The organism is Nocardia arthritidis NBRC 100137 (genome assembly GCF_001612765.1).
GTDB lineage: Bacteria > Actinomycetota > Actinomycetes > Mycobacteriales > Mycobacteriaceae > Nocardia > Nocardia arthritidis.
Genome location: NZ_BDBB01000066.1, coordinates 1 through 22,627, shown reverse-complemented (window position 1 = coordinate 22,627; position 22,627 = coordinate 1). Strand labels below are relative to the sequence as shown.

The window sequence follows — 22,627 nt, the reverse complement described above, 5'->3', positions numbered from 1 at the left end:
GCCGGATTCAGCGCCGCTTCGGAGGGCGCCAGCCGCCCATGCCGAGCGCGATCAACCGCATCTGCTGGACGGTGCGGTCGATAATGGTCTGTTCGTCACGCGGTGCGGCCGACACATAGGCCGCGATCCCGTCGGTCACCGTGGTGACCATGAGGTCGGCGGCGATTTCCAGGTCGCCTGGCGTCCAGGAGTCGAGGGCGCGGATCCGGGAGAGATCGGCGACGAGTTCGCGCACGATCAGCTGAATCTCCCGGGCGATGGCCGTGCGCAGTGCCGCGGACCCGCCGTGGCGCTCCCTGGTCAGGAAGCCGAACAGCTCACGTTTGGGCCCCACCTGCGCGAACACGAAACGCACCGTGTCCGACAGGCTCGCGTCCGCGTTGCGACGGACCTCGCGCAGCGCCAGCCGCAGCGCGGTAACGCCGTCGTCGACCAGGGTGGCGCCCAAGTCCTCCAGCGACGCGAAGTGCCGGTAGAACGCCGTGGGCACGATGCCCGCCGAGCGGGCGATCTCCCGGAGGCTGAGCGCGGCGAATCCGCGCTCGGCAGCCAGCGCGAGGGTGCCGTCGAGGAGTGCCTGCCTGGTCCGCTCCTTGCGTTCGCCTCGGGTAGCTGCCTGCTCATTCATCCCGGTGAGCATACATCCGTTCACCATTCGACCTGTCCCTAGATGTAGTTCGAGTCACACGTTTTGCCGGTTGACACCTAGCCCCCATCATCCGTCACACTAGTTTAGTGTACAGACGTGCACTGAAAATCAATCGCACGTCGTCAGCCCGACAAGGCACGGAGTAACTAATGGTGGATCTCATCAACCTGGTGCAGACCCTGACCTCGCCACACCCGCTGGATCGGTACCTGGAACTGGTCCGCCCCACCCTCACGGTGCGGGACATGCGGGCCGAAATCACTCACGTGCGCCGCTCGGCGCCGGGTTCGGTCACGCTCACGCTGCGCCCGACCCGGCAGTGGAAGGGCCATGTCGCCGGACAGTACGTCCAGATCGGCGTGGTCATCGATGGTGTGCGGCACACGCGGTGCTATTCGCCGGTGAATCCGGAGGGCGGTCGGGATCGCACTATCCAGCTGACCGTCAAGGCGCACCCGGACGGCTTGGTGTCGCAGTACCTCTACCGCCACGCCGCCCCCGGCATGGCGGTGGACCTGACCCCCGCCGACGGCGTGTTCCGGCTGCCCGACCCGCGACCGGAGCGCGTATTGCTGATCAGCGGCGGCAGCGGCATCACGCCGGTGCTGTCCATGCTGCGCACGCTCGCCGCGGAAGACCATCCGGGCGAGGTGGTGTTCCTGCACTACGCGAAATCGCCCGCGGTGCTGCCGCACCGCGCCGAACTGGACACGATCGCGCAGCGGCATCCGAATTTCCGCATCGAGCTGCGGTATCCGCATCGCGCGCCGGACATGGCGCGGGTCGACCCCGACGCACCGTGGGTGGACCTGAACCAACCGAAGAGCAGCGGATACTTCGACTACGACGAACTGGAGCGCGTCGCGCCGTGGTTCGCCGACGCGCAGACCTATGTCTGCGGTCCGCAGTCGCTGATGGACGCGGTGCGCACGATCTATCAGGCCGAGCAGCTCGATGACCGGCTGCACACCGAGGAGTTCACCCTCTCGCTCGCCCCGGCCGACGCCGCGGACGCGCAGGGCACCGTGAGCTTCTCGGCCAGCGGCGTGAGCGCGCAGAACAACGGCGCCTCGCTGCTCGAACAGGCCGAATCCGCCGGTCTCAGCCCCGAGTACGGCTGCCGCATGGGGATCTGTTTCTCCTGCACCGCGGTGCGCCGCTCCGGCTGCACGCGCAATCTGCGCACCGGCGAGACCGACAGTGACCCCGACCAGCCGATCCAGCTGTGCATCAGCGCGCCGGTCGGCGACGTCGAGGTCGACATCTGACTGAAGAAGGGGAACCGATCATGACCATCCTGACCGAAACCGACAACGGACCGTTGGTCCTGAGCCCGGACCAGATCGAGGAACTCGGCCGCGAACTCGACGAGTTGCGCGCCGCGATCGTCGCCGACCTCGGCGAGCGCGACCGGGAGTACCTGTATTCGATCATCAAGGCGCAGCGCGGCTTCGAGATCGCCGGGCGCGGCCTGATGTATCTCGGCTTCCTTCCGCCGGTCTGGCTGGCCGCGGTGGCCGCGCTGAGTGTGTCGAAGATCTTGGACAACATGGAGATCGGCCACAACGTGATGCACGGCCAGTACGACTGGATGCGCGAGCCCGGCCTGAATTCCCGTGTGTTCGAGTGGGACACGGTCTGCCCGGCCGACCAGTGGAAGCACTCGCACAACTACCTGCACCACACCTACACCAACATCCACAACAAGGACCGCGACATCGGCTACTCCATCCTGCGCATGGACGAGGCCCAGGAGTGGAACGTGCTGCGGCTCGGGCAGCCGCTGTACGCCTTCGTGCTCATGATGCTGTTCGAGTGGGGTGTGATGGGCCATGACCTCGAGGTCGAGAACATCCTGGCGGGCAAGAAGAAGTGGCCGGAGGTCAAGAAGCTGCTGCTCGGCCAGTGGCGCAAGGCGGGCAAGCAGGTGCTCAAGGACTACCTGGTGTTCCCCGCCCTGACCGGGCCGCTGTTCTTCCACACCCTGGCCGGCAACGCCACCGCCAACCTGGTGCGCAATGTGTGGGCCTTCGCCATCATCTTCTGCGGCCACTTCCCGACCGGCGTACAGACGTTCACCGAGGAGGAGACCGCGGAGGAGACCCGCGGCGAGTGGTACATCCGGCAGATGCTCGGCTCGGCCAACATCAGCGGGAGCAAGCTGTTCCACCTCATGTCCGGCAATTTGTCGCACCAGATCGAACACCACCTGTTCCCGGACCTGCCCGCGAGCCGTTATCCGGAGATGGCGCCGACCGTGCGCGCATTGTGTGAAAAGTACGGTTTGCCGTACAACACCGGCCCGTTCGGTAAGCAGATCGGCTCGGTGTGGAAGAAGATTTTCAAGCTCGCACTGCCGCCGCGCTGGGTCGAGAGCGAGCCGTCTCCCGGTGTTATCGTGATGCGACAGCGGCAGGCGAGCGAAGCGGGCGTGTGAATGATCGGGAAATTCGAAAGCAACAAAGATCTCATTCAGGAAATGACCTCCTCCGGCGCCAAGCATGTCGGCAATATCGCCGGCATCATCACGGGCACCGTCGCCGAGGTCACCCGGGAGATCGGTGAGTGGATCACCGACACGATCGAGATGCGGGAGGCGGCGGCCGCGGCTCGCCGGGACGCCGCGGCGCAGCGAGACCTCGACACCGATCTCGGCGACGAGGCCGAGGTCCCGGTCGAGAAGCCGCCGGTCAGCCGGACGGAAGAGTTCCTCGACGCCGAAGTCGTCGAACCCGGAGTCGACGAGACGCGCTGATCACCACACCGGCAGCCGTCGCCGGTGCTCGGTGACGTCGGTGATCAGATCCTGGTAGCCGTCGATCAGTTCGGCCAGCCTCGTCCACCGCAGGTGGGCTTCCCCGTCCACCTGCGCCGGATGGGGCCCAGTCGTGATCTCGTCGCCCAAAGTGTGACGAGCCGCAACCCATTTCGCCGCGATTCGGTCGATTACCGCGCCCAGTGTCTCGGTATGCAGGGAGGCACCGTCCCGGTGCTGCACGTTGGCGGCGACCCAGGCATCGATTCGCCCGATCCATTCGGCGCGGCAGCTGTCGATGTCCTCCACCTGCCGGATGCATGCCGCGACGTGCGCGCTGGACGTCTCCGGCGCGTGTGCTCGCTCGAGCGCCAGCTGCCGTCGCTCGTGGCAGTCGACGAGCATGCGCGCGGCGTGCAGCACGCTGTGCCGGGGCTGGTTCTCGCCGGATTCGCGGATCGCGCGAAGCAGTGCGGCGGGCGGTGGCAGCTGCTCGGCTCCGAGGCCGCGCTGAGCGTATTCAGTGGGCATGGCATACCTCTGGCGACGCGCGAATCATGGATACGCCAGGACCGAGGGGGATTTCGGGGAGGGGCGCCCCCTCGGCTCCGGCGCAGTCCCGCATCCGGATGTCGTCCCACGGTCCACCAGCACGGCAGAGAAACCGGGAATTCCGCGACGATGCGAGAGAAGACGTCCGAAAATCGGGACACTTTCAGGAAAGCGCGGTAGCCGAATCCACGCAATACTCTGGTGTGCGAATCCGAGAGCTGCCGGGAAATCGTTATGTTCCGTTACGGATCGGTCACCCGGCTCCGCGCGTGAGTGGGGCACACTAGAATTGTTCGAGCGCATGAGCAGCAACCGATTCGACGCGAGCGCTGCGCGTACGCGTTCGATCAGCTAGCCTCGGTGTTCGTGCCCGCCTACGTGTCATCGCCCGAGTTGACATTCGGCTTCATGTTCGCGCTGGAAGACCCTGAGCGAATCGCGGAGGTCGTGCGCAATCTGATCGTCCGCAAGACCGTCTCGGTCTTCCGTCTGGCCCGGCTGTCCGATGACGACGGCCCGCCGGAGCGTTACGTGGTCAACTGGGCGGTCATCCCGCAGATCTCGATCACCACCAGCGCGCCGGAGCACGAGGAACTGCGGGCCACCCGCACCATGCTGGTCAACGCCTTCCTCAGTGAGGACGGCGAGGTCAGCCTGTATTCGGCGCAGTCGAACGGACCTGCCTGACCGGGCCGTCCCGGATGGCGCGCATCCGGGACGGCTCGCTCGATCAGCCGACCGGGACCGGCGCGTCGAGCCGTCCGGAACGGGCGAGCGCGAACAATCCCGCCGCCGCGACCGTGCCGGCGGCGACGAGCGCCGCCCACGCGAGTGCGCTCAGCCCCGCCTCGCGTGTGGCATCCAGCAGCGTTCCGATGCCCAGATTCCCGAGCAGGATGCCGACGCCGACGATTGTGTTGTAGAGGCCGTAGTGCGTCGCCACCAGGTGGTTGCCCGACAGTGCGACCACGGTGTCCATCTCGAACGGAAAGACTGCTGCCGCACCGATTCCCAGCACGACGGCGGTCAGCAGCAGCGCGCCGATCGCAGGCCATACGCCCGAGCCGGTGCCCGGGATCACCACCAGCGGTACGAATGCGAACGCGAGAATCGCCATACCCAGTGCCAGGCTGTGCGCGCGGCCCCAGCGCTGCCCGAACCAGCGGGTGATGCGCAGCTGCCCGGCGATCGCGATCAACCCGGACAGGACGAACACCGCAGTCATCAGCGCGGTCGCCGAGTCGCCCGCGATCCGTGCGGCCTGCACGGGCAACGCCAGGTAGACCTGGAAGGCCAGTACCGAGGAGCTGATCATCGCCGAGGCGAACAACAGGAAAGGGCGGTTGGCCAGTACGATGCGCCAATCGTTCAGCACGGAGGTCGTTTTCGGCGCGGCTGCGTGCTGCGGGAGCGCGCGTAGCTGGGCCAGCGTCAGCACGCCGAACACCACCGCGGCGCCCGTGGCGGTCGCGCGGAAGTCGACGGCCATCAGTGCGAGCCCGACGATCGGGCCGAACAATATGCCCGCCTGATAGAAGACGTTGAACACGGCGAATGCCTCCACCCGGCGCGACCCCGAGTCCACCGCCAGATAGGCGCGGACCGCGGGATTGAACAGCGCGCCCGCGAAACCGGTCGCGGCAGACGCGACCAGCAGCGCCGGGAGCGTATCCGCGACCGCCAGCAGCGCGAAACCGCCTGTGCGCAGCAGGCATCCGGTCACGATCAGCGGTTTGTAGCCGAGTCGATCGGCCAGGGTGCCGCCGAGCAGGAACATGCCCTGCTGGGCGAAGTTCCGGATGCCGAGGACCAGCCCGACCGCCCACGCGGCCAGCCCGAGCGGGCCTGCCAGGTAACCGGCCAGGTAGGGCATCAGCATGTAGAACCCGGTGTTGATGGCGAACTGATTGACCATCAGCATGCGGCTGGGGCGGTTGAAGCCGCGGAAGGTGGCGATCAGCTCGGTCACCGCGCCCACTCCTCACCGGCGCCGCGGGGGTCGACGACCGTCGTGCAGCGGGTCCACGAGTCGGCGACGCCGTCGGCCGGATGCGCGATGCGCAGCGGTGCGGCGGGCGGCGCGACGCCGAGCAAGCCGTGCGCACGGCAGTACTCGTCGTTGTAGACGGTGTCGAAGTAGCGCAGCGGGCCGTCGGGGAAGATCGCGGCGATCCGCGTGGCCGAATCGCTGGTGCGGGCCAGCCAGCCCGCGACCAAGGTGACGGCGCCGACGCTCCAGCCGCCGCTGGCATGGTGTGTCGCGGCGAGCCTGCGGCAGGCCCACACCGCTTCCGCGGGCGCGACCCAGTGAACCTCGTCGAACGCCGAATAGTCGACGTTGCCGGGATGGATACTCGATCCCAGCCCGCGCATCAGCCGCCGGCCCGCGGGCTGTCCGAAGATGGTGGACGCCACGGCGTCGACGCCCACCAAACGCAGGTGCGGGAAGTATCGGCGCAGCGTGCGCGTGATTCCGGCGGAATGGCCGCCCGTTCCGACCGAGCAGACCAGGACGTCGATCCGGCCCAGCTGGGCGACCAGCTCGAGCGCCAGGGTTTCGTAGGCGTCGCGGTTGTCGGGGTTGCGGTACTGGTCGGGGCACCACGCCCGGGGGTCCCGGGCCAGCAGTTCGGCGACGCGGTCGCGGCGCGCCTGCTGCCAGCCGCCGGTCGGGTGCGGCTCGGTGACCAGTTCTATCCGCGCACCGTAGGCCGCGAGCATGCGGTGCATGAGTGGTTCCAGGCCGGGGTCGGTGACCAGTGTGACCGGGTGGTGATACACCGTGCCCGCCAGCGCGAGGCCCAGACCGAGTGTGCCGCTGGTCGATTCGATGATCGGCGCGCCCGGTGCTAGGTCGCCGCGCGCAATGGCGCGCTCGACCATGTGCAGCGCGGGCCGGTCCTTCATCCCGCCGGGATTGGCGCCTTCGAGCTTGGCCCAGAAGCCGCGGCCCTCCGGTGGCGTGGCGTCGCTCAGCGGTTCGGTGATCCACAGGACCGGCGTGTTGCCCACCATGGTGTCCGGACGCGGACAGCGCTGGGCGGTGGTCAGGAGACTCGCCGGGCTGGCGAGCGGTGTCGAGGGACGCGTCCGCGGCTCGCGCGGAGCGGGATCGGGCACAGCCGGGTTCTGCAGCGCAGAAGTCATGGGGAATCGTCGATTCTGTGCGGTCGCTACTGGTAGCGACGGTGTGAGTGCGGACTTCGCACGAACACCGGCCGGGCCCCGGCAGGCTCCGGCCTGACGCTGACCGATCAGTTCCGATCGATGCCGAATCGAGTGAGTCTGTCTCTGCCCGGGCACACCGGGATGGCCGCGGTCGGGGGCGCGCGCACCCCGCCACCGAACTCGGACGCGGGCGCCGCGACCAGCACCGACACACACGCGACCAGCAACAACAGCAGCAGCAGCGAGACAGCGCGTGGCAGGGCGGCGAGCACCCCGTCGGCGGGCACGTGCCGGTACGGCTCCGCGGCGTGCTGGTGCGGGTCTGCCAGAATCGCGGGCGAGGCCATGAGCGGGCCGGACGCTTCGATGTGGGCGTGTGGCGCGACCGCGTGGGTGAAGACGTGGCACTGTGGCACCGCCATGGCAACCACCCAGACGGTGTAGGCGACAGCCACGATCACCCGGGTCACCGGTAGTCGCAGCGCGCCGAACGTCACGATCCCGATGGTACAAGTCGCGGTCCGCGAGGATCAGCGGTGGGAAACGGTGGCGCTGTACCGGCGCGTCGTTCGAGTCGATTTCGACTGCGGCGCAGGCATCACCGTTCGCCGCGGGCCGTCGTACACCCCTATTCGTTGGCGTGTCGGTATCGGATGGTGTCGTTCGCGGACAGCTGGATACGCGACAATCAGTACACCTGTACTGGTTGTGGCTTGGATCACAGCAACCGTGAGGAGTGTCGATCATGGACCTCGAGAAGCCCGTCGTGCCGCCCAACCCGATTCGTGTGCGCGGCGATCTGGACCCCGCGCTGTCGCGGTGGCTGTGGCTGGTCAAGTGGCTATTGGCGATACCGCACTACGTCGTGTTGTTCTTCCTGCATATCGCGTACGCGGTGCTCACGGTCGTCGCCTTCTTCGCGATCCTGATCACCGGCCGGTATCCGCGGGGATTGTTCGACTTCAACGTCGGCGTGATGCGCTGGGGATGGCGGGTGATGTTCTACGCGCTCTCGGTGCTCGGCACGGACAAGTACCCGCCGTTCGGCCTGAAGCCGGACGAGGAATACCCGGCCGATCTGGAAATCGACTATCCGGACACATTGCATCGCGGCCTGGTGCTGGTGAAGTGGTGGCTGCTGGCCATTCCGCACTATCTGATCGTCGGCGCGGTGGTGAGCGGCGGCGTCCTGATCGGGGGCGGTGACGACTGGGGCGGAGCCTCGATCTCGTTGCTGGGTATCCTGCTGATCGTCGCGTTGATCGCGTTGCTGTTCACGGCGCGTTACCCGCAGGGCGTCTACGACTTCGTGATGGGTCTCAATCGCTGGATCATCCGCGTGCAGGCCTACGCCGGCTTGATGCGGGACGAGTACCCGCCGTTCCGGCTCGACCAGGGCGCCCGCGAGACCGACTGACGCCGTATCGACAACCCCGCCGAATCCGCTCGCGAAGTCAGCGGGCGGATTCGTACAGCCGCCGGACCACGTCCTCGATCTCGGGCTCCTCGATCGAGAGGTCCCGCACTTCGGCGCGGTCGGACACCGCGGCCAGCAGCTGCGCGGCGGTGATCCGTTCCGGATCGAAGGCCAGTCGCTGCCGCATGCCGCCGCCCTCGGTGCCCAGCAGCTGGGCCGAGGGAAGATCGTCTAGGTCGGGCGTCGGTTCGGCCAAGTCGACCACCAGGACCCGGCGCGCCCCGACGGTGACCGCCAGGCCGGTGAGCGACCCGTCGTAGACCAGGCGGCCATGGTCGGCGACGAGCACACGTTCGCAGAGCCTTTCGATATCGCCCATGTCATGGGTGGTGAGCAGCAGGGTGGTGCCGCGCTCGGCGCGCTCGGCCCGGAGGAACTCGCGCAACCGTTGTTTCGACAGCACGTCGAGGCCGATCGTGGGCTCGTCCAGGATCACCAGCTCGGGTGAATGCAGCAGGGCCGCCGCGACTTCCGCGCGCATACGCTGGCCGAGCGAGAGCTGGCGCACCGGTGTGTCGAGGGTGTCGGCCATTTCCAGTTGCTCGATCAGTTCGTGTGCGCGCTCGCGTGCGGCATCCGGCGCCAATCGGTGGATCGCGGCGAGGATCGAGAACGATTCGCGCAGCGGCAGATCCCACCACAGCTGGGAGCGCTGGCCGAACACCACCCCGATCCGGCCGGCCAGTTCGCGTCGCTGCCGCACCGGGTCCATCCCGCAGGTACGCACGGTGCCGGAGGTGGGCACCAGGATGCCGGTGAGCATCTTGATCGTGGTGGACTTGCCGGCACCGTTGGCGCCGATGTAGCCGACGGCGGCGCCCCGCTCGATCCGGGCGGTCATCCCGTCGACCGCGGTGAGCGTTTCACGGCGTCTGCGCCAGCGGCGGCCGTTCTTGCGATACAGGATGAACTGCCTGGTGAGGTCCTCCATATCGATGATCGCCTCCGGGCCGGGGCGCCGGCTCGTTCTCATCCTCCGCCTCCCTGATAGTGCCGAGTGCCCGAGCGCCACAAACCGAGCGCCAGCAGCCAGACCCACAGCGCCGCCACCGGAGTCAGCCAGGCCAGCCAGGCGGGCAGCAGCGGCGGGCCGGGCAGGCGCAGCAGCGCGAGGGTGGGCAGGTAGGCCGTGAACGCGACCGGAATCGCGAACCCGAACAGCAATCGCATGGGGGTGGGGAACACCGAAGCGGGTTGTGTCGCCGCGAATGAGCCGCCATAGGTGAAGCTGTTGGTGAGCTCGGAGCCGTCGATCAGATAGAACTGCAAGCCCGCGGCGCAGACGAACACGCCGCCGAACAGCGCGATACCGCCGAGGAGCGTGAGGGCGAGCAGCGCGGCCGTGGTCGCGTCGCAGGCGATGTCGTTGCGCACCAAGCCCGCCGCCAACGCGACGATCGAGACGGACGCGCGCGCGAACCTGCGCAGCGAGACATCGCTGGTGATCAGTTGCAGCAGCAGCGGTTGCGGTCGCAGATGATAGGCGTCGAGCTGGCCCATCCTGATCAGGACCGGCAGCGTGTCGAGGTGGCCGAACAGCACCTGGGACAGTGCGAAACTCGTGTTGCTCAATCCGAACAGCAACAGTGCGCCGTCCAGATCCAGTCCGCCGAGGACGCGCGCGGCGCGGAAGATCAGCCAGACTTCGGCCAACTCGACCAGGCCGACCAGCAGGGCGCTCAACAGCTCACTGACGAAGGACAATCGGTAACTGCGCTGTGCGCGGATCCTGGAGCGCAACACGGCGACGTAGGGTGTCGACCACGACCCGGCACGCGCAGCGGCGACCTCAACCACCTTGGACCTCCAGCCTGCGCCGGCCGGTGATCAGCAGCACGCGCCCGGCGATCCCGGCCACCAGCACCCAGAACACCTGAACGCCGACGACGGAAAGCGCTTCCGCACCGGTGATCCGGCCGGAGAGCACGTCGATCGGAGACTGCAGGATCGAGGGGAAAGGTGTGGCGGCCGCGAGCGCGCCCAGCCACGCGGGGAACATGTGCACCGGGACGAAGAGCCCGGCCAGGAAGGTCCCGCCGGTGTAGTACAGCACCCGGATTCCGCGGGTCTCCACGACCCAGAATCCGATCAGCACCACGATGAACCGGCACAGGAACGAAATCACCACGGCCAGTAGCACACTCACCGCCCCGAGCAGATAGGGGCCGGGCGAGACCGGCATCACCAGCCCGAAGGTGAGCGTGCCCACCAGCACGCTCGGTATGCCGCGCGGCAGAAAGGTGCACGCCGCTCGCCCGAGATCGTCCGCGAGATAACCGCATTGGATATCGACAGGACGCAGGAAATCGATGGCGATGTCACCGTTCTTCACCCGATCATCCAGTGGTCCGAGGGATCCCATGAATTGCAACGCACCGAGCAGCCCCTGTGACAGCCATACGTAGGCGCCGATGCTGCCCCGGTCGTACCCGCCGAAGTCACCGCCGGCGTCCACCGCCGCGGCCAGGACAGCCGCGCGGACGAATCCGAACACACAGTTGGTGAACAGTCCCGCGAACATCGCCGCTTTGTATTGCCACTGTCTGCGGAATCCGGCGCCCATGAGCGATGTGTAGAGGGCGACGGCGCTGCGAATTCGTTCCCCCGACGGCACGCTGTCCGCCCCCCTCCGGTCTCCCGCGCACAAGGAGTCAACCCTACCGGCCCAGGTGAGCGCGGGAAAGGCTTCTGCGCTGTTTTGGGGAAAAGGCCGCATCCGGGCGTCACGAATGTTAGAAACACTGTCACTTCAGATTGTGGAGCGCTCGCGCACGACGAGTAAGGATCGCCGATGACCGTCGCCGAGATGACTGTTTTCGAGGCACTCGAATCGAACGTGCGCGGGTACTGTCGCTGCTGGCCTGCGGTCTTCGACACCGCCAGCGGAGCGTGGCTGCGCGATGAGACCGGTAAGGAGTACCTGGATTTCTTCGCCGGGGCGGGATCGCTCAACTACGGACACAACAACCCCGTGCTCAAGCGGGCGCTGCTGGACTACATCGCGGGCGACGGCATCACCCACGGCCTGGACATGTCCACCGTCGCCAAGCGGCGGCTGCTGGAAGCGCTGCGCGACAACATCTTCGGTCCCCGTGGCCTGGACTGGAAAGTTCAGTTCCCCGGGCCCACCGGAGCGAACGCGGTCGAGGCCGCGTTGAAGCTCGCCCGCAAGGTCACCGGGCGGCAGACCGTGCTGTCCTTCACCAACGCCTTCCATGGCATGTCGCTCGGCGCGCTGGCGGTCACCGGAAACGCCGCCAAGCGATCCGGCGCGGGGGTGCCGCTCGCGCATGCCATGCCCATGCCCTACGACGGATACCTCGGCATCGCCGACGACCTGCTCTGGATGCGCAGGGCGCTGGACGATCCGTCCTCCGGGTTGGACAAACCGGCCGCGGTGATCGTGGAGACGGTGCAGGGCGAAGGGGGCATCAACGTGGCTCGCGTGGAGTGGCTGCGCGGGCTGGCCGAGCTGTGTTCGGCCCGCGGCATCCTGCTGATCGTCGACGACATCCAGATGGGCTGTGGTCGCACCGGGCCGTTCTTCTCCTTCGAGGTCGCCGGGATCACGCCCGACATCGTGACGTTGTCGAAGTCGATCGGCGGCTACGGCCTGCCGATGGCGTTGGTGCTGTTCAAACCGGAACTCGATCAGTGGGCGCCCGGCGAGCACAACGGCACCTTCCGTGGCAACAACGCGGCATTCGTCACCGGTCGTGTGGCGCTCGAGCACTATTGGTCGGATTCCGCGCTGGAACTCGCTACCTTCGCCAAGGGGGAACGGATCGCACGGGCGCTCGGTGAGCTGGCCGTGGCGTTCCAGGGCGTCTCGGCGCGCGGACGCGGCCTGGTGCACGGCGTCGTCTTCGAGGACGCGTCGCTGGCGGAGAAGGTCGGCCAGGCCGCGTTCGACCGCGGACTACTCGTGGAGACCTCCGGCTCGGCGGACGAGGTGATCAAGCTCATGCCACCCCTGACGATCACCGACGACGAGATCGAGCACGGCATTCGTCTGCTGACCGGAGCGATGGAGGAGGTCTGCGGTTGAGGTGTTGCGGAAGTCTCACGGCGATGCCGATGGGTCGGTGAGGGGCGAGTAATCGTGCTGCGACGCAGGCAAACGAGCCGCGACGTCGCACTAATCCGGACGCAACAGTCCGGTGGTGTCCTGGTAGTCATGCGAATGCCCTCCTGGCTCGGGAAGAGCAAGACAACCAGCATTTACGACAAGGTCGGCGGTCACGAGGCGCTCGAGGTCGTGGTGGAAGACTTCTACACTCGCGTACTCGCCGACGGCGAATTGGCCGGGTTCTTCACCGGGACGAACATGTCGCGGTTGAAGGGGAAGCAGGTCGAGTTCTTCGCGGCGGCCCTGGGCGGTCCCCTCCCGTACACCGGCGCTCCGATGAAACAGGTGCACCAGGGCCGGGGCATCACCATGCACCACTTCGGTCTGGTCGCGGGACACCTGGAGGCCTCGCTCACGGCGGCCGGGGTGCCCGCCGACCTGGTCGCCGAGATCCTGGGTGCCGTCGCCCCGCTGGCCGACGACATCGCTTCCTCGCCCGCGGAGATTTGAGGCCCGCGGAGATTTGAGGCCCGCGGAGATTTGAGGCCCGCGGAGATTTGAGGCTTGGCAGGCGCTCGCGCTGGTCGGCGGCGGTCAGTGGGCGGTGTCCGGCCCTGCAACCGGCTCGCAAGTCTTGCCGGAACTTTCGGCTCGATCGCTGACCCTGTCCGCGGCCGAGAGGCGCGGGACGAGAATCCGCGGATGTTTGAGCGTCGCGCTCCGTGGGTAAAAGCACTGGAGACCCGCGGAGATGCGGGTCTCCAGTGTGCTGCGCCCCCGGCAGGAATCGAACCTGCGACCTAGGGATTAGAAGGCCCTTGCTCTATCCAACTGAGCTACGGAGGCAGCGGGTTCCACGATGGCCGACATTGGCCGCGCTGTCCAGCGGGTCGATTATAGCGACCGTCCAGGTGGTCGAACTCTCAGCGTTAGCAACGTTTCAGCCATCCCGAGACAGTAGGTGACGCGCCGGTGGTGATCCGCGGTCAGGATATCGGTACAAACCCGACCGGGCCACGGATTACTCGCCGAACTACGCTCAGTCGTATGTCGTCCGCCCCTACCTCGTCCGCCGCTCCCGAAGCCGAGGCTGTCCGGTCCGGGGCGACGTTCACGACGGTCACCGCGCTGGCCGGCGCCATCGCGGCCGTGGTCGCGGCACTGGTGGTGGCACTGTCGGCGGCGCAGGCGCTGAGTCTGCTCGGCATCCCGGACCCGGGCGTGGCGACCACCTACGGCCTGCCCGCGGTGCGGGCGCTCGCCGATCTGGCGGCGGCCCTGACGGTGGGTTCACTGCTCTTCGCGGCGTTCCTCGTGCCGCCGCAGCGCAACGGACTGCTGGACGTCGGCGGATATCGCGCGGTGCACCGGGCATCGAACTTCGCGGTGGTCTGGGCCTGCTGCGCGGCGCTGCTCGTGCCGCTCACGGTCTCGGACACTACGGGCCGGCCGGTCGGGGAGGTGCTGCGGCCCGACGGTCTGTGGGGGGCGATCGGTCAGATCGAGCTGGCCGGGGCCTGGCGCACGACCGTCGTCTTCGCGCTGATCGTCGCGGTCGGCTGCCGGATCGCGTTGCGCTGGGGCTGGACTCCGGTCCTGCTCGGCGGCGCGATCGCGACCATGATGCCGCTGGCGTTGACCGGGCATTCGTCCTCGGGCGGATCGCACGACGTGGCGACCAACAGCCTCATCCTGCACCTGGTGGCGTCCGCCGTCTGGGTCGGCGGCCTGTTCGCGGTGCTGGCCCATGCTTTGCGTGGCGGCGCGTACACCGACGTGGCGGCGCGGCGCTTCTCGCTGACCGCCACGGTGGCGTTCGCCGTCATCGCGGTCAGCGGCGTGATCAACGCCTGGGTTCGGGTGCCGCTGGACGAGCTGTTCACCAGCACCTACGGCAGGCTGGTGCTCGCCAAGGCCGCCGCACTGGCGGTGCTCGGCGTGTTCGGTTATCTGCAGCGCCGCGCCGCCTTGCCCGCCCTCGCGGCCGATCCCGGTGACCGCTCGGCGCTGGTCCGCTACGCGGGCGTCGAGGTGCTGATCTTCGCCGCGACCATCGGCCTCGCGGTCGGGCTCGGCCGCACGCCGCCGCCACCCCCGGATTCCGTTCCGACCCCCGTCGAAGTGGAACTGGGCTACGACCTGGCCGGGCCGCCCAGCATCGCCCGCATGATGTTCGACTGGCGGTTCGATCTGATCTTCGGAACGTTGGCGGTCGTGCTCGCGGTGCTGTATCTGCTGGGCGTGCGGCGGCTGCGAGCGCGGGGTGACGCGTGGCCTGCCGGGCGGACGCTGGCCTGGCTGTCCGGGTGCGTGGTGCTGCTCGTCGCCACCTCCTCCGGCGTCGGCCGGTACTCGCCCGCGATGTTCAGCGTGCATATGGGAGCGCACATGGCGTTGTCGATGCTCGCCCCGATCCTGTTCGCGCTGGGTGGTGCGGTGACGCTGGCGTTGCGCGCGCTGCCTCCGGCGGGCCGCGGCGGCGTGCCCGGCCCCCGGGAATGGCTGCTGGCCGCCGTGCACAACCCGGTATCGCGTTTTCTGACCCACCCGATCGTGGCCTCGGCGATTTTCGTCGCCGGGTTCTACGCGCTGTATCTGGGCGGCATCTTCGACGCCTACGCCGACTCGCACGCCGCGCATCTGCTGATGAACACGCACTTCCTGCTCAGCGGTTACCTGTTCTACTGGGTGGTGATCGGCATCGACCCCAAGCCGAGGCAGGTCGAACCGCTGACCAAGCTCGCCATGGTGTTCGGCTCGCTGCCGTTCCACGCGTTCTTCGGCGTCGCGCTGATGAGCACGACCACGGTGCTCGGCGGCTGGTTCTACCGCGGCCTCGGGCTCAGCTGGAACGGCGATCTGCTCGGCGACCAGCGCACCGGCGGCAGCCTCGCCTGGGCCAGCGGTGAGGTCCCTCTGGTGGTGGTGATGCTGGCCTTGCTGATCCAATGGTCGCGCAGCGACAAGCGGCTCGCGCAACGCACCGATCGAGCCGCCGAACGCGACAACGACGCCGCACTCGCCGCATACAACGCGATGTACGCCGAACTGGCCAAGCGAGATGGAGAAGTGCGTAAGTGAGTGAACGCGCCACCGTGGTCTCCCCACACAGACCGGTCGGGCGGGTGGAACGGTCGCATGTGCGATCCGCGCGCAAGCGGCTGGCGGGGCAGATCCGCAAGACGCCGGTCTTCCACACGTCCGTGGCGAGCCCGTCCGGTCCGGTGCCGGTGACAATGAAGCTCGAGCACCTCCAGCACGGCGGGACATTCAAGGTCCGCGGCAGCCTCAACGCGCTGCTGGAGTCGGGCGAGGGGGCCGAGCAGGTCGTGATCGCCTCCGGTGGCAACGCGGGTATCGCGGCCGCGCTCGCCGCCGCGCGACTGGGCAAGTCCTGCACGGTCGTCGTCCCCGAGACGGCGCCGCACACGAAGGTCGCCGCGATGTGGTCGCACGGCGCCGACGTGCTCTGGCACGGCACCACCTACGCGGAGGCTCTGGGCCACGCGGCCGAGCTGGCCGCCGAACGCGACGCGCTGCTGCTGCACGGCTACGACCTGCCCGCGGTGGTCGCCGGCATCGGTGTGGTCGGGCTGGAACTCGAAGAGCAGGTGCGCGGTCGGCCGCCGGTGCTGGCCGCGGTGGGCGGGGGCGGGCTCGTCGCCGGGATCGCGGCGGCGGTCGGGCGCCGTCAGCAGGTCATCGGGGTGGAGCCGGAGGGCGCCGCGATCCTGCGCGCGGCGTTGACGGCGGACCATCCCGTGGACATCGTCGGGTCCGGGCTCACCGTCGACGCGCTGGGCCCTACGCGGATCGGCGATATCGCCCTCGATGTCTCGCGCCGGCACGGTGTGCGGTCGCTGCTGGTGAGCGACGACGCGATCAGCGCGGCGCGCGAGTATCTATGGCGTGAATTCCGCATCCTGGTGGAACTGGCCGGCGCGGCGGCGCTGGCCGCGGTGCACAGCGGCGCCTATATTCCCGAGCCGGACGAGCGCCCGGTGATCGTGCTCTGCGGCGCCAATACCGACGTGGCGGTGTTCTGATCTCCCCGTCGTGAAAAGCTCATTTTCACAACTTGGACAGTTGTGCACATTCCCGGATCGGCTCGCTCGGCGCCCACGGATCGGCGCACCCTGGAAGAGCCCTCCTGGAGGGGGAGGAAATTCCGGGCAGGCCCGGATCCGAATGTGAAGGGGCGCAATCATGTACGAGGCTCACGCGACCGTGATCGGAACGATCGCCACTCATCCGGTCAAGCGTGACCTGGCCAACGGCGAGCAGGTGGTCACCTTCCGGCTGGCGAGCAATTCGCGTCGGCTGGATCACGCGTCGGGGCAATGGGTGGACAACGGCACCTTGTACCTCACCGTCAGCTGCTGGCGCAGGTTGGTGGCGGGGGTCGACGCGTCCCTGCGGCGCGGCGATCCGATCATCGCCTACGGCCACCTGCGCTCCCACGAGTACCGCAGCAGGGACGGTGTGGAACGACGGGATCTGGAGATGCGCGCTACGGTGGTCGGACCGGACCTTTCCCGCTGTGTGGTGCGGTTGACGCGGTTGTCCGAGCTGCCGTCGCGGAATACTTCCGAGGTGCCGAGCGCTGAAGCTCGGGTACCGGACGGCGATGCGCCGGGGGAGAATGTCGCAGCCGACGGTTCTGCGCCGCCGCGCAGTAGCGCACCGGAGCCTGTCGACGTTTGATCGCACGGCCGGTTTCGTCCCGGTGGCAGGTAGCTCTGCTTCGTCCCCTCATCTCACGCACCGATAGGCTTCACACTTATGGCTGAGTTCATTTACCAGATGAAGAAGGTTCGCAAGGCGCACGGCGACAAAGTCGTGCTCGACGATGTCACCTTGAACTTCCTTCCCGGCGCCAAGATCGGCGTCGTCGGCCCGAACGGCGCAGGTAAATCCAGCGTGCTGAAGATCATGGCCGGACTGGACCAGCCGAACAACGGTGACGCGTTCCTCGCCCCGGGCGCTACCGTCGGCATCCTGCAGCAGGAACCTCCGCTCAACGAGGAGAAGACCGTCCGCGGCAACGTCGAGGAGGGCATGGGCGAGATCAAGGTGAAGCTGGATCGCTTCAACGAGATCGCCGAACTGATGGCCACCGACTACTCCGACGAGCTCATGGAGGAGATGGGCAAGCTCCAGGAGGATCTGGATCACGCCGACGCGTGGGATCTGGACTCCCAGCTCGAGCAGGCGATGGACGCGCTGCGCTGCCCGCCGCCGGACGAGCCGGTCACCAACCTCTCCGGTGGTGAGCGCCGCCGGGTGGCGCTGTGCAAGCTGCTGCTGAGCAAGCCCGACCTGCTGCTGCTGGACGAGCCGACCAACCACTTGGACGCCGAGAGCGTGAACTGGCTCGAGCAGCACCTGGCGCAGTACCAGGGCGCCGTGCTCGCGGTCACCCACGACCGGTACTTCCTGGACAACGTCGCCCAGTGGATCCTCGAACTGGACCGCGGCCGCGCCTACCCCTACGAGGGCAACTACTCCACCTACCTGGAGAAGAAGGCCGAGCGGCTCGAGGTGCAGGGCAAGAAGGACCAGAAGCTGCAGAAGCGGCTCAAGGAAGAACTCGCCTGGGTGCGTTCCGGCGCGAAGGCCAGGCAGGCCAAGAACAAGGCCCGTCTGGGCCGGTACGAGGAGATGGCGGCCGAGGCCGAGAAGATGCGGAAGCTGGACTTCGAGGAGATCCAGATTCCCGCGGGCCCCCGTCTGGGCAACGTCGTGGTGGAGGTCGAGCACCTGGACAAGGGCTTCGGCGACCGCCAGCTGATCAAGGACCTGTCGTTCACCCTGCCGCGCAACGGCATCGTCGGCGTGATCGGGCCGAACGGCGTCGGCAAGACCACGCTGTTCAAGACCATCGTCGGGCTCGAGCAGCCGGACAGCGGCGAGGTGAAGGTCGGCGATACGGTCAAGTTGAGCTACGTCGACCAGAACCGCGCGGGCATCGACCCGAAGAAGACGGTCTGGCAGGTGGTCTCCGACGGGCTGGACTACATCGAGGTCGGCCAGCAGGAGATGCCCTCGCGCGCCTATGTGAGCGCGTTCGGCTTCAAAGGCCCCGACCAGCAGAAGCCCGCGGGCGTCCTGTCCGGTGGTGAGCGCAACCGGCTGAATCTGGCGATGACCCTCAAGCAGGGCGGCAACCTGATCCTGCTCGACGAGCCGACCAACGACCTCGACGTGGAGACCCTGGGTTCGCTGGAGAACGCGCTCGAGAAGTTCCCCGGCTGCGCCGTGGTCATCTCGCACGACCGCTGGTTCCTCGACCGCACCTGCACCCACATCCTCGCGTGGGAGGGCGACTCCGACAACGAGGCCAAGTGGTTCTGGTTCGAGGGCAACTTCGAAGCCTACGAGGCCAACAAGGTCGAGCGGCTCGGCCCGGACGCAGCCCGCCCGCATCGGGTGACGCACCGCAAGCTGACCCGCGGCTGAGTTCGTCGCGGCGGGTGGGTGCACGACGTAGTCCGCACCCACCCTGCCCGGAGCGGCGAAAGATTCGTGCGGAACCTCGGTCGCGGTCGCTTTCCTTCTTGTCGGGTGATCCGATGGACCGAGCACGGTTGTGGGCGGCGCTCGGACCGGATGTCGGCGAATCGATTTCGGTGTGCGTGATCGGCTGCCGCTGCGGGAGAACGGGTGGCGTTCGGGCGGTGGTTTCTGCTGCTGCCCAGCGTTTGCTGGTGCGCCGTGGGAGACGGCGAGGCCGGACGGTAGAGCCGGAAGCGGACCCCGAACTCTTTCGGTGGGACGGCGCGAGAAGTCTTTGTCTCCGCACGCGGAAACAGGAGTGACACCTACCCGCGCGTAGCTCGCTAGGGTGGAGATGTGAATGCGCAGGCGCAGTTCGAGCAATCGGTGGCTTCGGCCGCCGGCGCGGTGGCCGAGCTGACCCGAGGTACCGGTGCGGCGCCGCTGCCGCCGCGGATACGACCTGTAGCGCTCACCTGACGTTCGCGGGTCCGATTCTGTGTTGTGCCCGAGGTCATCGCGTGCGATCTCGGCACACGAGCGGCGAACTGCGCGGTCGCGGTGAACTCCTGCATGTCGAAAGGGAATTCACCCACGCGTGCTCGGCGCACAGTTACTCTCGGACCGGCGTCACTTTGTTACGGAACCGATATCCGAGGGAGTTGGCGAAAAATGACCGTCTCGTCCGAATTGTCCAGCGCGGCGTGGGCCGCGGGTTTGCCGCAGTCATTGCGCGGCGAGCTCGCGACGCTCGAGGAAGCGTACTTCCGCCACGTCGACGCGGGCGATGTGGACTGTGCGATCACCGGCATCACCCAGATCTTCCGCAGGCATTTGGAGTTGGCCGTGACCCGCCGCCCAGGTCGCGCGCTGGTCCGGGTGTATCACCCGGATGACGGTTCCGGAATCGGTGCGGCGGTGCAGATCGTCACCGACGACATGCCGCTGCTGGTCGAGTCGATCAGCTCGTCGCTGAGCCGGATCGGCGTGAGCGCCAGCGAGATCATCCACCCGATCTTCGAGGTCGAGCGGGACGAGCAGGGGCAGCTGACGCACGCCGCCGCGCACGAGGTGGACGGCACCGGCGCGGCGGGGCTGCGCGAATCCTGGATGCACGTGCAATTGCACCCGTCGACCAGTGCGGCGCTGCTGGCCAAGGTCGAATCCGCGATGCCGGACGTGGTGGCCGACGTGCGTCAGGTGATCGGTGACACCGATGCCATCAAGGACGCGCAGAGCAAGCTGGCCGATGACCTGGAACGGGCCGCGCAATCCGGGGAGGCGCCGTTCGAACCGGCCGAACTGACCGACACCGCCAACCTGCTGCGCTGGCTGGCCGGGGGGAATTTCACCCTCCTCGGATACGCGCGCTACCGGCTGAGCACCGACGAGGGCAGGGAGATGACCACCGTCCTGCCCGCCACCTGCCTCGGCGTACTGCGTCCGGACGTGGGCACCGACTTCCACGTGCCGGTCAACGGCGGTGACCGTCCGCTGCTGACCCTCACGCAGGGGCTGGTTCCGGCTACCGTGCATCGTGCGGTGTACCCGTACTTCGTCAGCGTCGCCGACTTCGACGCGGACGGAGCGGTGGTCGGCGAGCACTTGTTCATCGGCGTCTTCACGGTCACCGCCGTGCACGAGAACGTCCTGGACATACCGGTGATCGAGCGCCGGGTCCGCTCGGCGATCGAGGAGAGCGGATTCGACCTGGAATCGTTCTCCGGTCAGGCGATGCTCGAGGTCATCCAGTCCTTCCCCCGCACCGAGCTGTTCTCCGCAGACGGCGAGACGCTGCGCCGCACCGCCACCGCAGTCCTGAGCGTGGGCTTGCGCCGCCAGGTGCGCCTGTTCCTGCGCGCGGACACCTACGGTCGCTATGTCGCCTGCCTGGTGTACCTGCCCCGTGACCGGTACACCACGAGGGCGCGGCTGGAGATGCAGGACATCCTGGTCCGCGAACTGGGTGGGGTGTCCATCGACTACTCCGCGCGAGTGGGCGAAAGCGACTTGGCGCGCGTGTATTTCACGGTGCGGATGCCGGAAGCCGAGCACGGCGCCCCGCGGCGGACGCCGCCCGCCGCCGACACTTCCGAGCCCAACCGGCTGCGTCTGCAGAACCTGCTCGCCGAGGCGACTCGTACCTGGGACGATCGCCTGAACGACGAGGTGAGCACGTCGACGGTGCTCGACCCCGCCGTAGTGCAGCAGTACGCGGAAGCGTTTCCCGAGGGCTACAAACAGGATTTCGCCGCGCCCCGCGCGCTGCGGGACATCGTGCGCCTGGAGCGGCTGCGCGACGGCGGCATCGACCAATACCTGTACCGGAAGCCGGATTCGGCACCCGGTTCATGGCGCTTCACGTTCTACATCGGTGGCAGCGGGATCTCTTTGAGCCAGGTGCTTCCGCTGTTGCAGAGCCTCGGCGTCGAGGTGGTCGACGAGCGGCCGTACCAGATCGAGCTGGAGGCCGCCGAGGGCGCCGAAGGCGGTGAGCGGTGGATCTACGACTTCGGCCTGCTCGCCAGGGCGGAGTTGCTGCGCAGTTCGCTCGATCGGGATCTGGACGCGGAACTGCTGGAGTCCTCCAAGCGCGCCGACGTGCTGGAGGCGGAGGTGCGCGGGTTGCGGGAGCGGTTCGTGGAAGCCTTCGAGGCGATGTGGTACGGCCGCGCGGAGGCGGACGGCCTGAACGAACTCGTGCTGCGCGCCCGGCTGCCGTGGCGGGCCGTCTCGATCCTGCGCACCTACGCGAAATATCTGCAGCAGGCGGGTTTTCCGTACAGCCAGGCCAATATCTGCCGTGTGCTGCTCACCTATCCGGATATCGCGCGCCTGTTCGTCGACCTGTTCGCGGCGCGCTTCGATCCCGACACCGTCTCCGCCGAGCACGCCGCGGAACTGGAGACGCAGGTGCGCGGCCGGATCGACGAGGTGGTCAGCCTGGACGCGGACCGCATCCTGCGCGCGATCCTCGGCCTGATCAAGGCGACGCTGCGCACCAATTACTACGTGACCGACGCGGACGGCAAGCCGCGCGACTATGTCTCGGTGAAGGTCGAGCCGCGGGAAATCGCCGAATTGCCCAAGCCGAAGCCGCAGTTCGAGATCTTCGTGTATTCGCCTCGGGTGGAGGGCGTGCACCTGCGATTCGGTCCGGTGGCGCGTGGCGGTCTGCGGTGGTCGGACCGCTTGGAGGACTTCCGTACCGAGATCCTCGGTTTGGTCAAGGCGCAGGCGGTGAAGAACGCGGTGATCGTGCCGGTCGGCGCGAAGGGCGGCTTCGTGGTGAAGCAACCGCCGGCGGCCACGGGTGATCCGGTCGCGGACCGGCAGGCGCTGGGTTCCGAGGGCGTCGCCTGCTACCGCACGTTCATCTCCGGTCTGCTGGATGTCACCGACAACGTGGACCGCGCGACCGGGGAGGTGTTGCCCCCTGCCCGAGTCGTGCGGCGCGATGGC

Annotated in this window: 21 protein-coding genes and 1 tRNA gene; 13 read left to right on the top strand and 9 right to left on the bottom strand. The window is 67.7% G+C overall.

Annotation, left to right across the window (positions count from 1 at the left end):
* Positions 1-7 precede the first annotated feature (7 nt).
* Positions 8-628 (bottom strand): TetR family transcriptional regulator, encoded by a 621-nt coding sequence (locus NA8_RS30885; RefSeq protein ID WP_245664074.1) that lies wholly within the window; start codon positions 626-628, stop codon positions 8-10.
* Between the two features lie 170 nt (positions 629-798).
* Here NA8_RS30885 and NA8_RS30880 point away from each other — a divergent pair, with 170 nt between their 5' ends.
* The 3 genes from NA8_RS30880 to NA8_RS30870 are packed head-to-tail and all read left to right on the top strand — an operon-like array spanning position 799 to position 3,404.
* Positions 799-1,917 (top strand): ferredoxin reductase, encoded by a 1,119-nt coding sequence (locus NA8_RS30880; protein ID WP_063053829.1) that lies wholly within the window; start codon positions 799-801, stop codon positions 1,915-1,917.
* A gap of 20 nt (positions 1,918-1,937) precedes the next feature.
* On the top strand, positions 1,938-3,086 hold the full coding sequence (locus NA8_RS30875) for a fatty acid desaturase family protein (RefSeq protein WP_063053828.1): 1,149 nt from the start codon (positions 1,938-1,940) through the stop codon (positions 3,084-3,086).
* 42 nt (positions 3,087-3,128) lie between these two features.
* Complete coding sequence (locus NA8_RS30870; RefSeq protein ID WP_439957441.1) at positions 3,129-3,404, top strand: hypothetical protein; 276 nt, start codon at positions 3,129-3,131, stop codon at positions 3,402-3,404.
* On the opposite strand, the gene NA8_RS30865 is transcribed toward NA8_RS30870, so the two are convergent.
* The gene (locus NA8_RS30865; protein WP_063053826.1) at positions 3,405-3,935 is read right to left on the bottom strand and encodes a DUF4254 domain-containing protein; all 531 of its coding nucleotides are present in this window, start codon (positions 3,933-3,935) and stop codon (positions 3,405-3,407) included.
* A 387-nt stretch (positions 3,936-4,322) separates the two neighbouring features.
* Here NA8_RS30865 and NA8_RS30860 point away from each other — a divergent pair, with 387 nt between their 5' ends.
* Complete coding sequence (locus NA8_RS30860; RefSeq protein ID WP_063053838.1) at positions 4,323-4,643, top strand: hypothetical protein; 321 nt, start codon at positions 4,323-4,325, stop codon at positions 4,641-4,643.
* A gap of 43 nt (positions 4,644-4,686) precedes the next feature.
* Here the strand turns inward: NA8_RS30860 and NA8_RS30855 are convergent, their stop codons facing one another.
* The 3 genes from NA8_RS30855 to lpqS form a co-directional block, all read right to left on the bottom strand.
* Positions 4,687-5,925, bottom strand: a complete 1,239-nt coding sequence (locus NA8_RS30855; RefSeq protein ID WP_063053836.1) for an MFS transporter — start codon at positions 5,923-5,925, stop codon at positions 4,687-4,689.
* Complete coding sequence (locus tag NA8_RS30850) at positions 5,922-6,971, bottom strand: PLP-dependent cysteine synthase family protein (protein WP_245664075.1); 1,050 nt, start codon at positions 6,969-6,971, stop codon at positions 5,922-5,924. Before NA8_RS30850 ends, NA8_RS30855 begins: the two co-directional genes overlap by 4 nt.
* Positions 6,972-7,210: 239 nt before the next feature.
* Positions 7,211-7,621, bottom strand: coding sequence for a putative copper homeostasis (lipo)protein LpqS (lpqS, locus tag NA8_RS30845; protein WP_063053825.1), 411 nt, complete (start codon positions 7,619-7,621; stop codon positions 7,211-7,213).
* 248 nt (positions 7,622-7,869) lie between these two features.
* On the opposite strand from lpqS, the gene NA8_RS30840 reads away from it, so the two are divergent.
* Entirely contained in the window at positions 7,870-8,541 is a 672-nt protein-coding gene (locus NA8_RS30840; protein ID WP_063053824.1) for a DUF4389 domain-containing protein, read from the top strand.
* A 37-nt stretch (positions 8,542-8,578) separates the two neighbouring features.
* Here the strand turns inward: NA8_RS30840 and NA8_RS30835 are convergent, their stop codons facing one another.
* The 3 genes from NA8_RS30835 to NA8_RS30825 are packed head-to-tail and all read right to left on the bottom strand — an operon-like array spanning position 8,579 to position 11,164.
* Positions 8,579-9,574: an ABC transporter ATP-binding protein gene (locus NA8_RS30835; RefSeq protein WP_063053823.1), complete on the bottom strand. Its 996-nt coding sequence runs from the start codon at positions 9,572-9,574 to the stop codon at positions 8,579-8,581.
* Entirely contained in the window at positions 9,571-10,398 is an 828-nt protein-coding gene (locus tag NA8_RS30830; protein WP_063053822.1) for an ABC transporter permease, read from the bottom strand. The genes NA8_RS30835 and NA8_RS30830 overlap by 4 nt, the downstream gene beginning before the upstream one ends.
* Positions 10,391-11,164, bottom strand: a complete 774-nt coding sequence (locus tag NA8_RS30825) for an ABC transporter permease (protein ID WP_063053821.1) — start codon at positions 11,162-11,164, stop codon at positions 10,391-10,393. The genes NA8_RS30830 and NA8_RS30825 overlap by 8 nt, the downstream gene beginning before the upstream one ends.
* Before the next feature lie 228 nt (positions 11,165-11,392).
* Between NA8_RS30825 and ectB the strand changes: the two genes are divergently transcribed.
* Together ectB and NA8_RS30815 are read left to right on the top strand one after the other, a co-directional pair.
* Positions 11,393-12,649, top strand: a complete 1,257-nt coding sequence (ectB, locus tag NA8_RS30820; RefSeq protein ID WP_063053820.1) for a diaminobutyrate--2-oxoglutarate transaminase — start codon at positions 11,393-11,395, stop codon at positions 12,647-12,649.
* 129 nt (positions 12,650-12,778) lie between these two features.
* Positions 12,779-13,180, top strand: coding sequence for a group I truncated hemoglobin (locus tag NA8_RS30815; protein WP_063053819.1), 402 nt, complete (start codon positions 12,779-12,781; stop codon positions 13,178-13,180).
* Positions 13,181-13,442: 262 nt separating this feature from the next.
* Here NA8_RS30815 and NA8_RS30810 read toward each other — a convergent pair.
* Positions 13,443-13,516: transfer RNA gene (locus NA8_RS30810), tRNA-Arg, on the bottom strand.
* 201 nt (positions 13,517-13,717) lie between these two features.
* Here NA8_RS30810 and NA8_RS30805 point away from each other — a divergent pair.
* The 6 genes from NA8_RS30805 to NA8_RS30780 form a co-directional block, all read left to right on the top strand.
* Positions 13,718-15,751: a bifunctional copper resistance protein CopD/cytochrome c oxidase assembly protein gene (locus NA8_RS30805; protein ID WP_063053818.1), complete on the top strand. Its 2,034-nt coding sequence runs from the start codon at positions 13,718-13,720 to the stop codon at positions 15,749-15,751.
* Complete coding sequence (locus tag NA8_RS30800; RefSeq protein ID WP_084467215.1) at positions 15,748-16,716, top strand: serine/threonine dehydratase; 969 nt, start codon at positions 15,748-15,750, stop codon at positions 16,714-16,716. Before NA8_RS30805 ends, NA8_RS30800 begins: the two co-directional genes overlap by 4 nt.
* 160 nt (positions 16,717-16,876) lie before the next feature.
* Positions 16,877-17,374, top strand: coding sequence for a single-stranded DNA-binding protein (locus NA8_RS30795; RefSeq protein WP_063053816.1), 498 nt, complete (start codon positions 16,877-16,879; stop codon positions 17,372-17,374).
* 78 nt (positions 17,375-17,452) lie between these two features.
* Positions 17,453-19,129, top strand: a complete 1,677-nt coding sequence (gene ettA / locus NA8_RS30790) for an energy-dependent translational throttle protein EttA (protein ID WP_063053815.1) — start codon at positions 17,453-17,455, stop codon at positions 19,127-19,129.
* 393 nt (positions 19,130-19,522) lie between these two features.
* Positions 19,523-19,645 (top strand): hypothetical protein, encoded by a 123-nt coding sequence (locus tag NA8_RS35600; protein WP_281199194.1) that lies wholly within the window; start codon positions 19,523-19,525, stop codon positions 19,643-19,645.
* A gap of 192 nt (positions 19,646-19,837) precedes the next feature.
* Positions 19,838-22,627, top strand: a 2,790-nt coding sequence (locus NA8_RS30780; RefSeq protein WP_174550167.1) for an NAD-glutamate dehydrogenase domain-containing protein, incomplete at its 3' end; no start/stop codon positions are given.

Bases quoted from the DNA above. Each gene is read 5' to 3' on its own strand.
- NA8_RS30865 (WP_063053826.1), bottom strand. From the start codon at position 3,935: ATGCCCACTGAATACGCTCAGCGCGGCCTCGGAGCCGAGCAGCTGCCA.
- ectB (WP_063053820.1), top strand. From the start codon at position 11,393: ATGACCGTCGCCGAGATGACTGTTTTCGAGGCACTCGAATCGAACGTG.
- NA8_RS30815 (WP_063053819.1), top strand. From the start codon at position 12,779: ATGCGAATGCCCTCCTGGCTCGGGAAGAGCAAGACAACCAGCATTTAC.
- NA8_RS30850 (WP_245664075.1), bottom strand. From the start codon at position 6,971: ATGGTGGGCAACACGCCGGTCCTGTGGATCACCGAACCGCTGAGCGAC.
- NA8_RS30875 (WP_063053828.1), top strand. From the start codon at position 1,938: ATGACCATCCTGACCGAAACCGACAACGGACCGTTGGTCCTGAGCCCG.
- NA8_RS30880 (WP_063053829.1), top strand. From the start codon at position 799: ATGGTGGATCTCATCAACCTGGTGCAGACCCTGACCTCGCCACACCCG.
- NA8_RS30885 (WP_245664074.1), bottom strand. From the start codon at position 628: ATGAATGAGCAGGCAGCTACCCGAGGCGAACGCAAGGAGCGGACCAGG.
- NA8_RS30840 (WP_063053824.1), top strand. From the start codon at position 7,870: ATGGACCTCGAGAAGCCCGTCGTGCCGCCCAACCCGATTCGTGTGCGC.
- NA8_RS30795 (WP_063053816.1), top strand. From the start codon at position 16,877: ATGTACGAGGCTCACGCGACCGTGATCGGAACGATCGCCACTCATCCG.
- NA8_RS30835 (WP_063053823.1), bottom strand. From the start codon at position 9,574: ATGAGAACGAGCCGGCGCCCCGGCCCGGAGGCGATCATCGATATGGAG.
- NA8_RS30825 (WP_063053821.1), bottom strand. From the start codon at position 11,164: ATGGGCGCCGGATTCCGCAGACAGTGGCAATACAAAGCGGCGATGTTC.
- ettA (WP_063053815.1), top strand. From the start codon at position 17,453: ATGGCTGAGTTCATTTACCAGATGAAGAAGGTTCGCAAGGCGCACGGC.
- NA8_RS30870 (WP_439957441.1), top strand. From the start codon at position 3,129: ATGACCTCCTCCGGCGCCAAGCATGTCGGCAATATCGCCGGCATCATC.
- NA8_RS30805 (WP_063053818.1), top strand. From the start codon at position 13,718: ATGTCGTCCGCCCCTACCTCGTCCGCCGCTCCCGAAGCCGAGGCTGTC.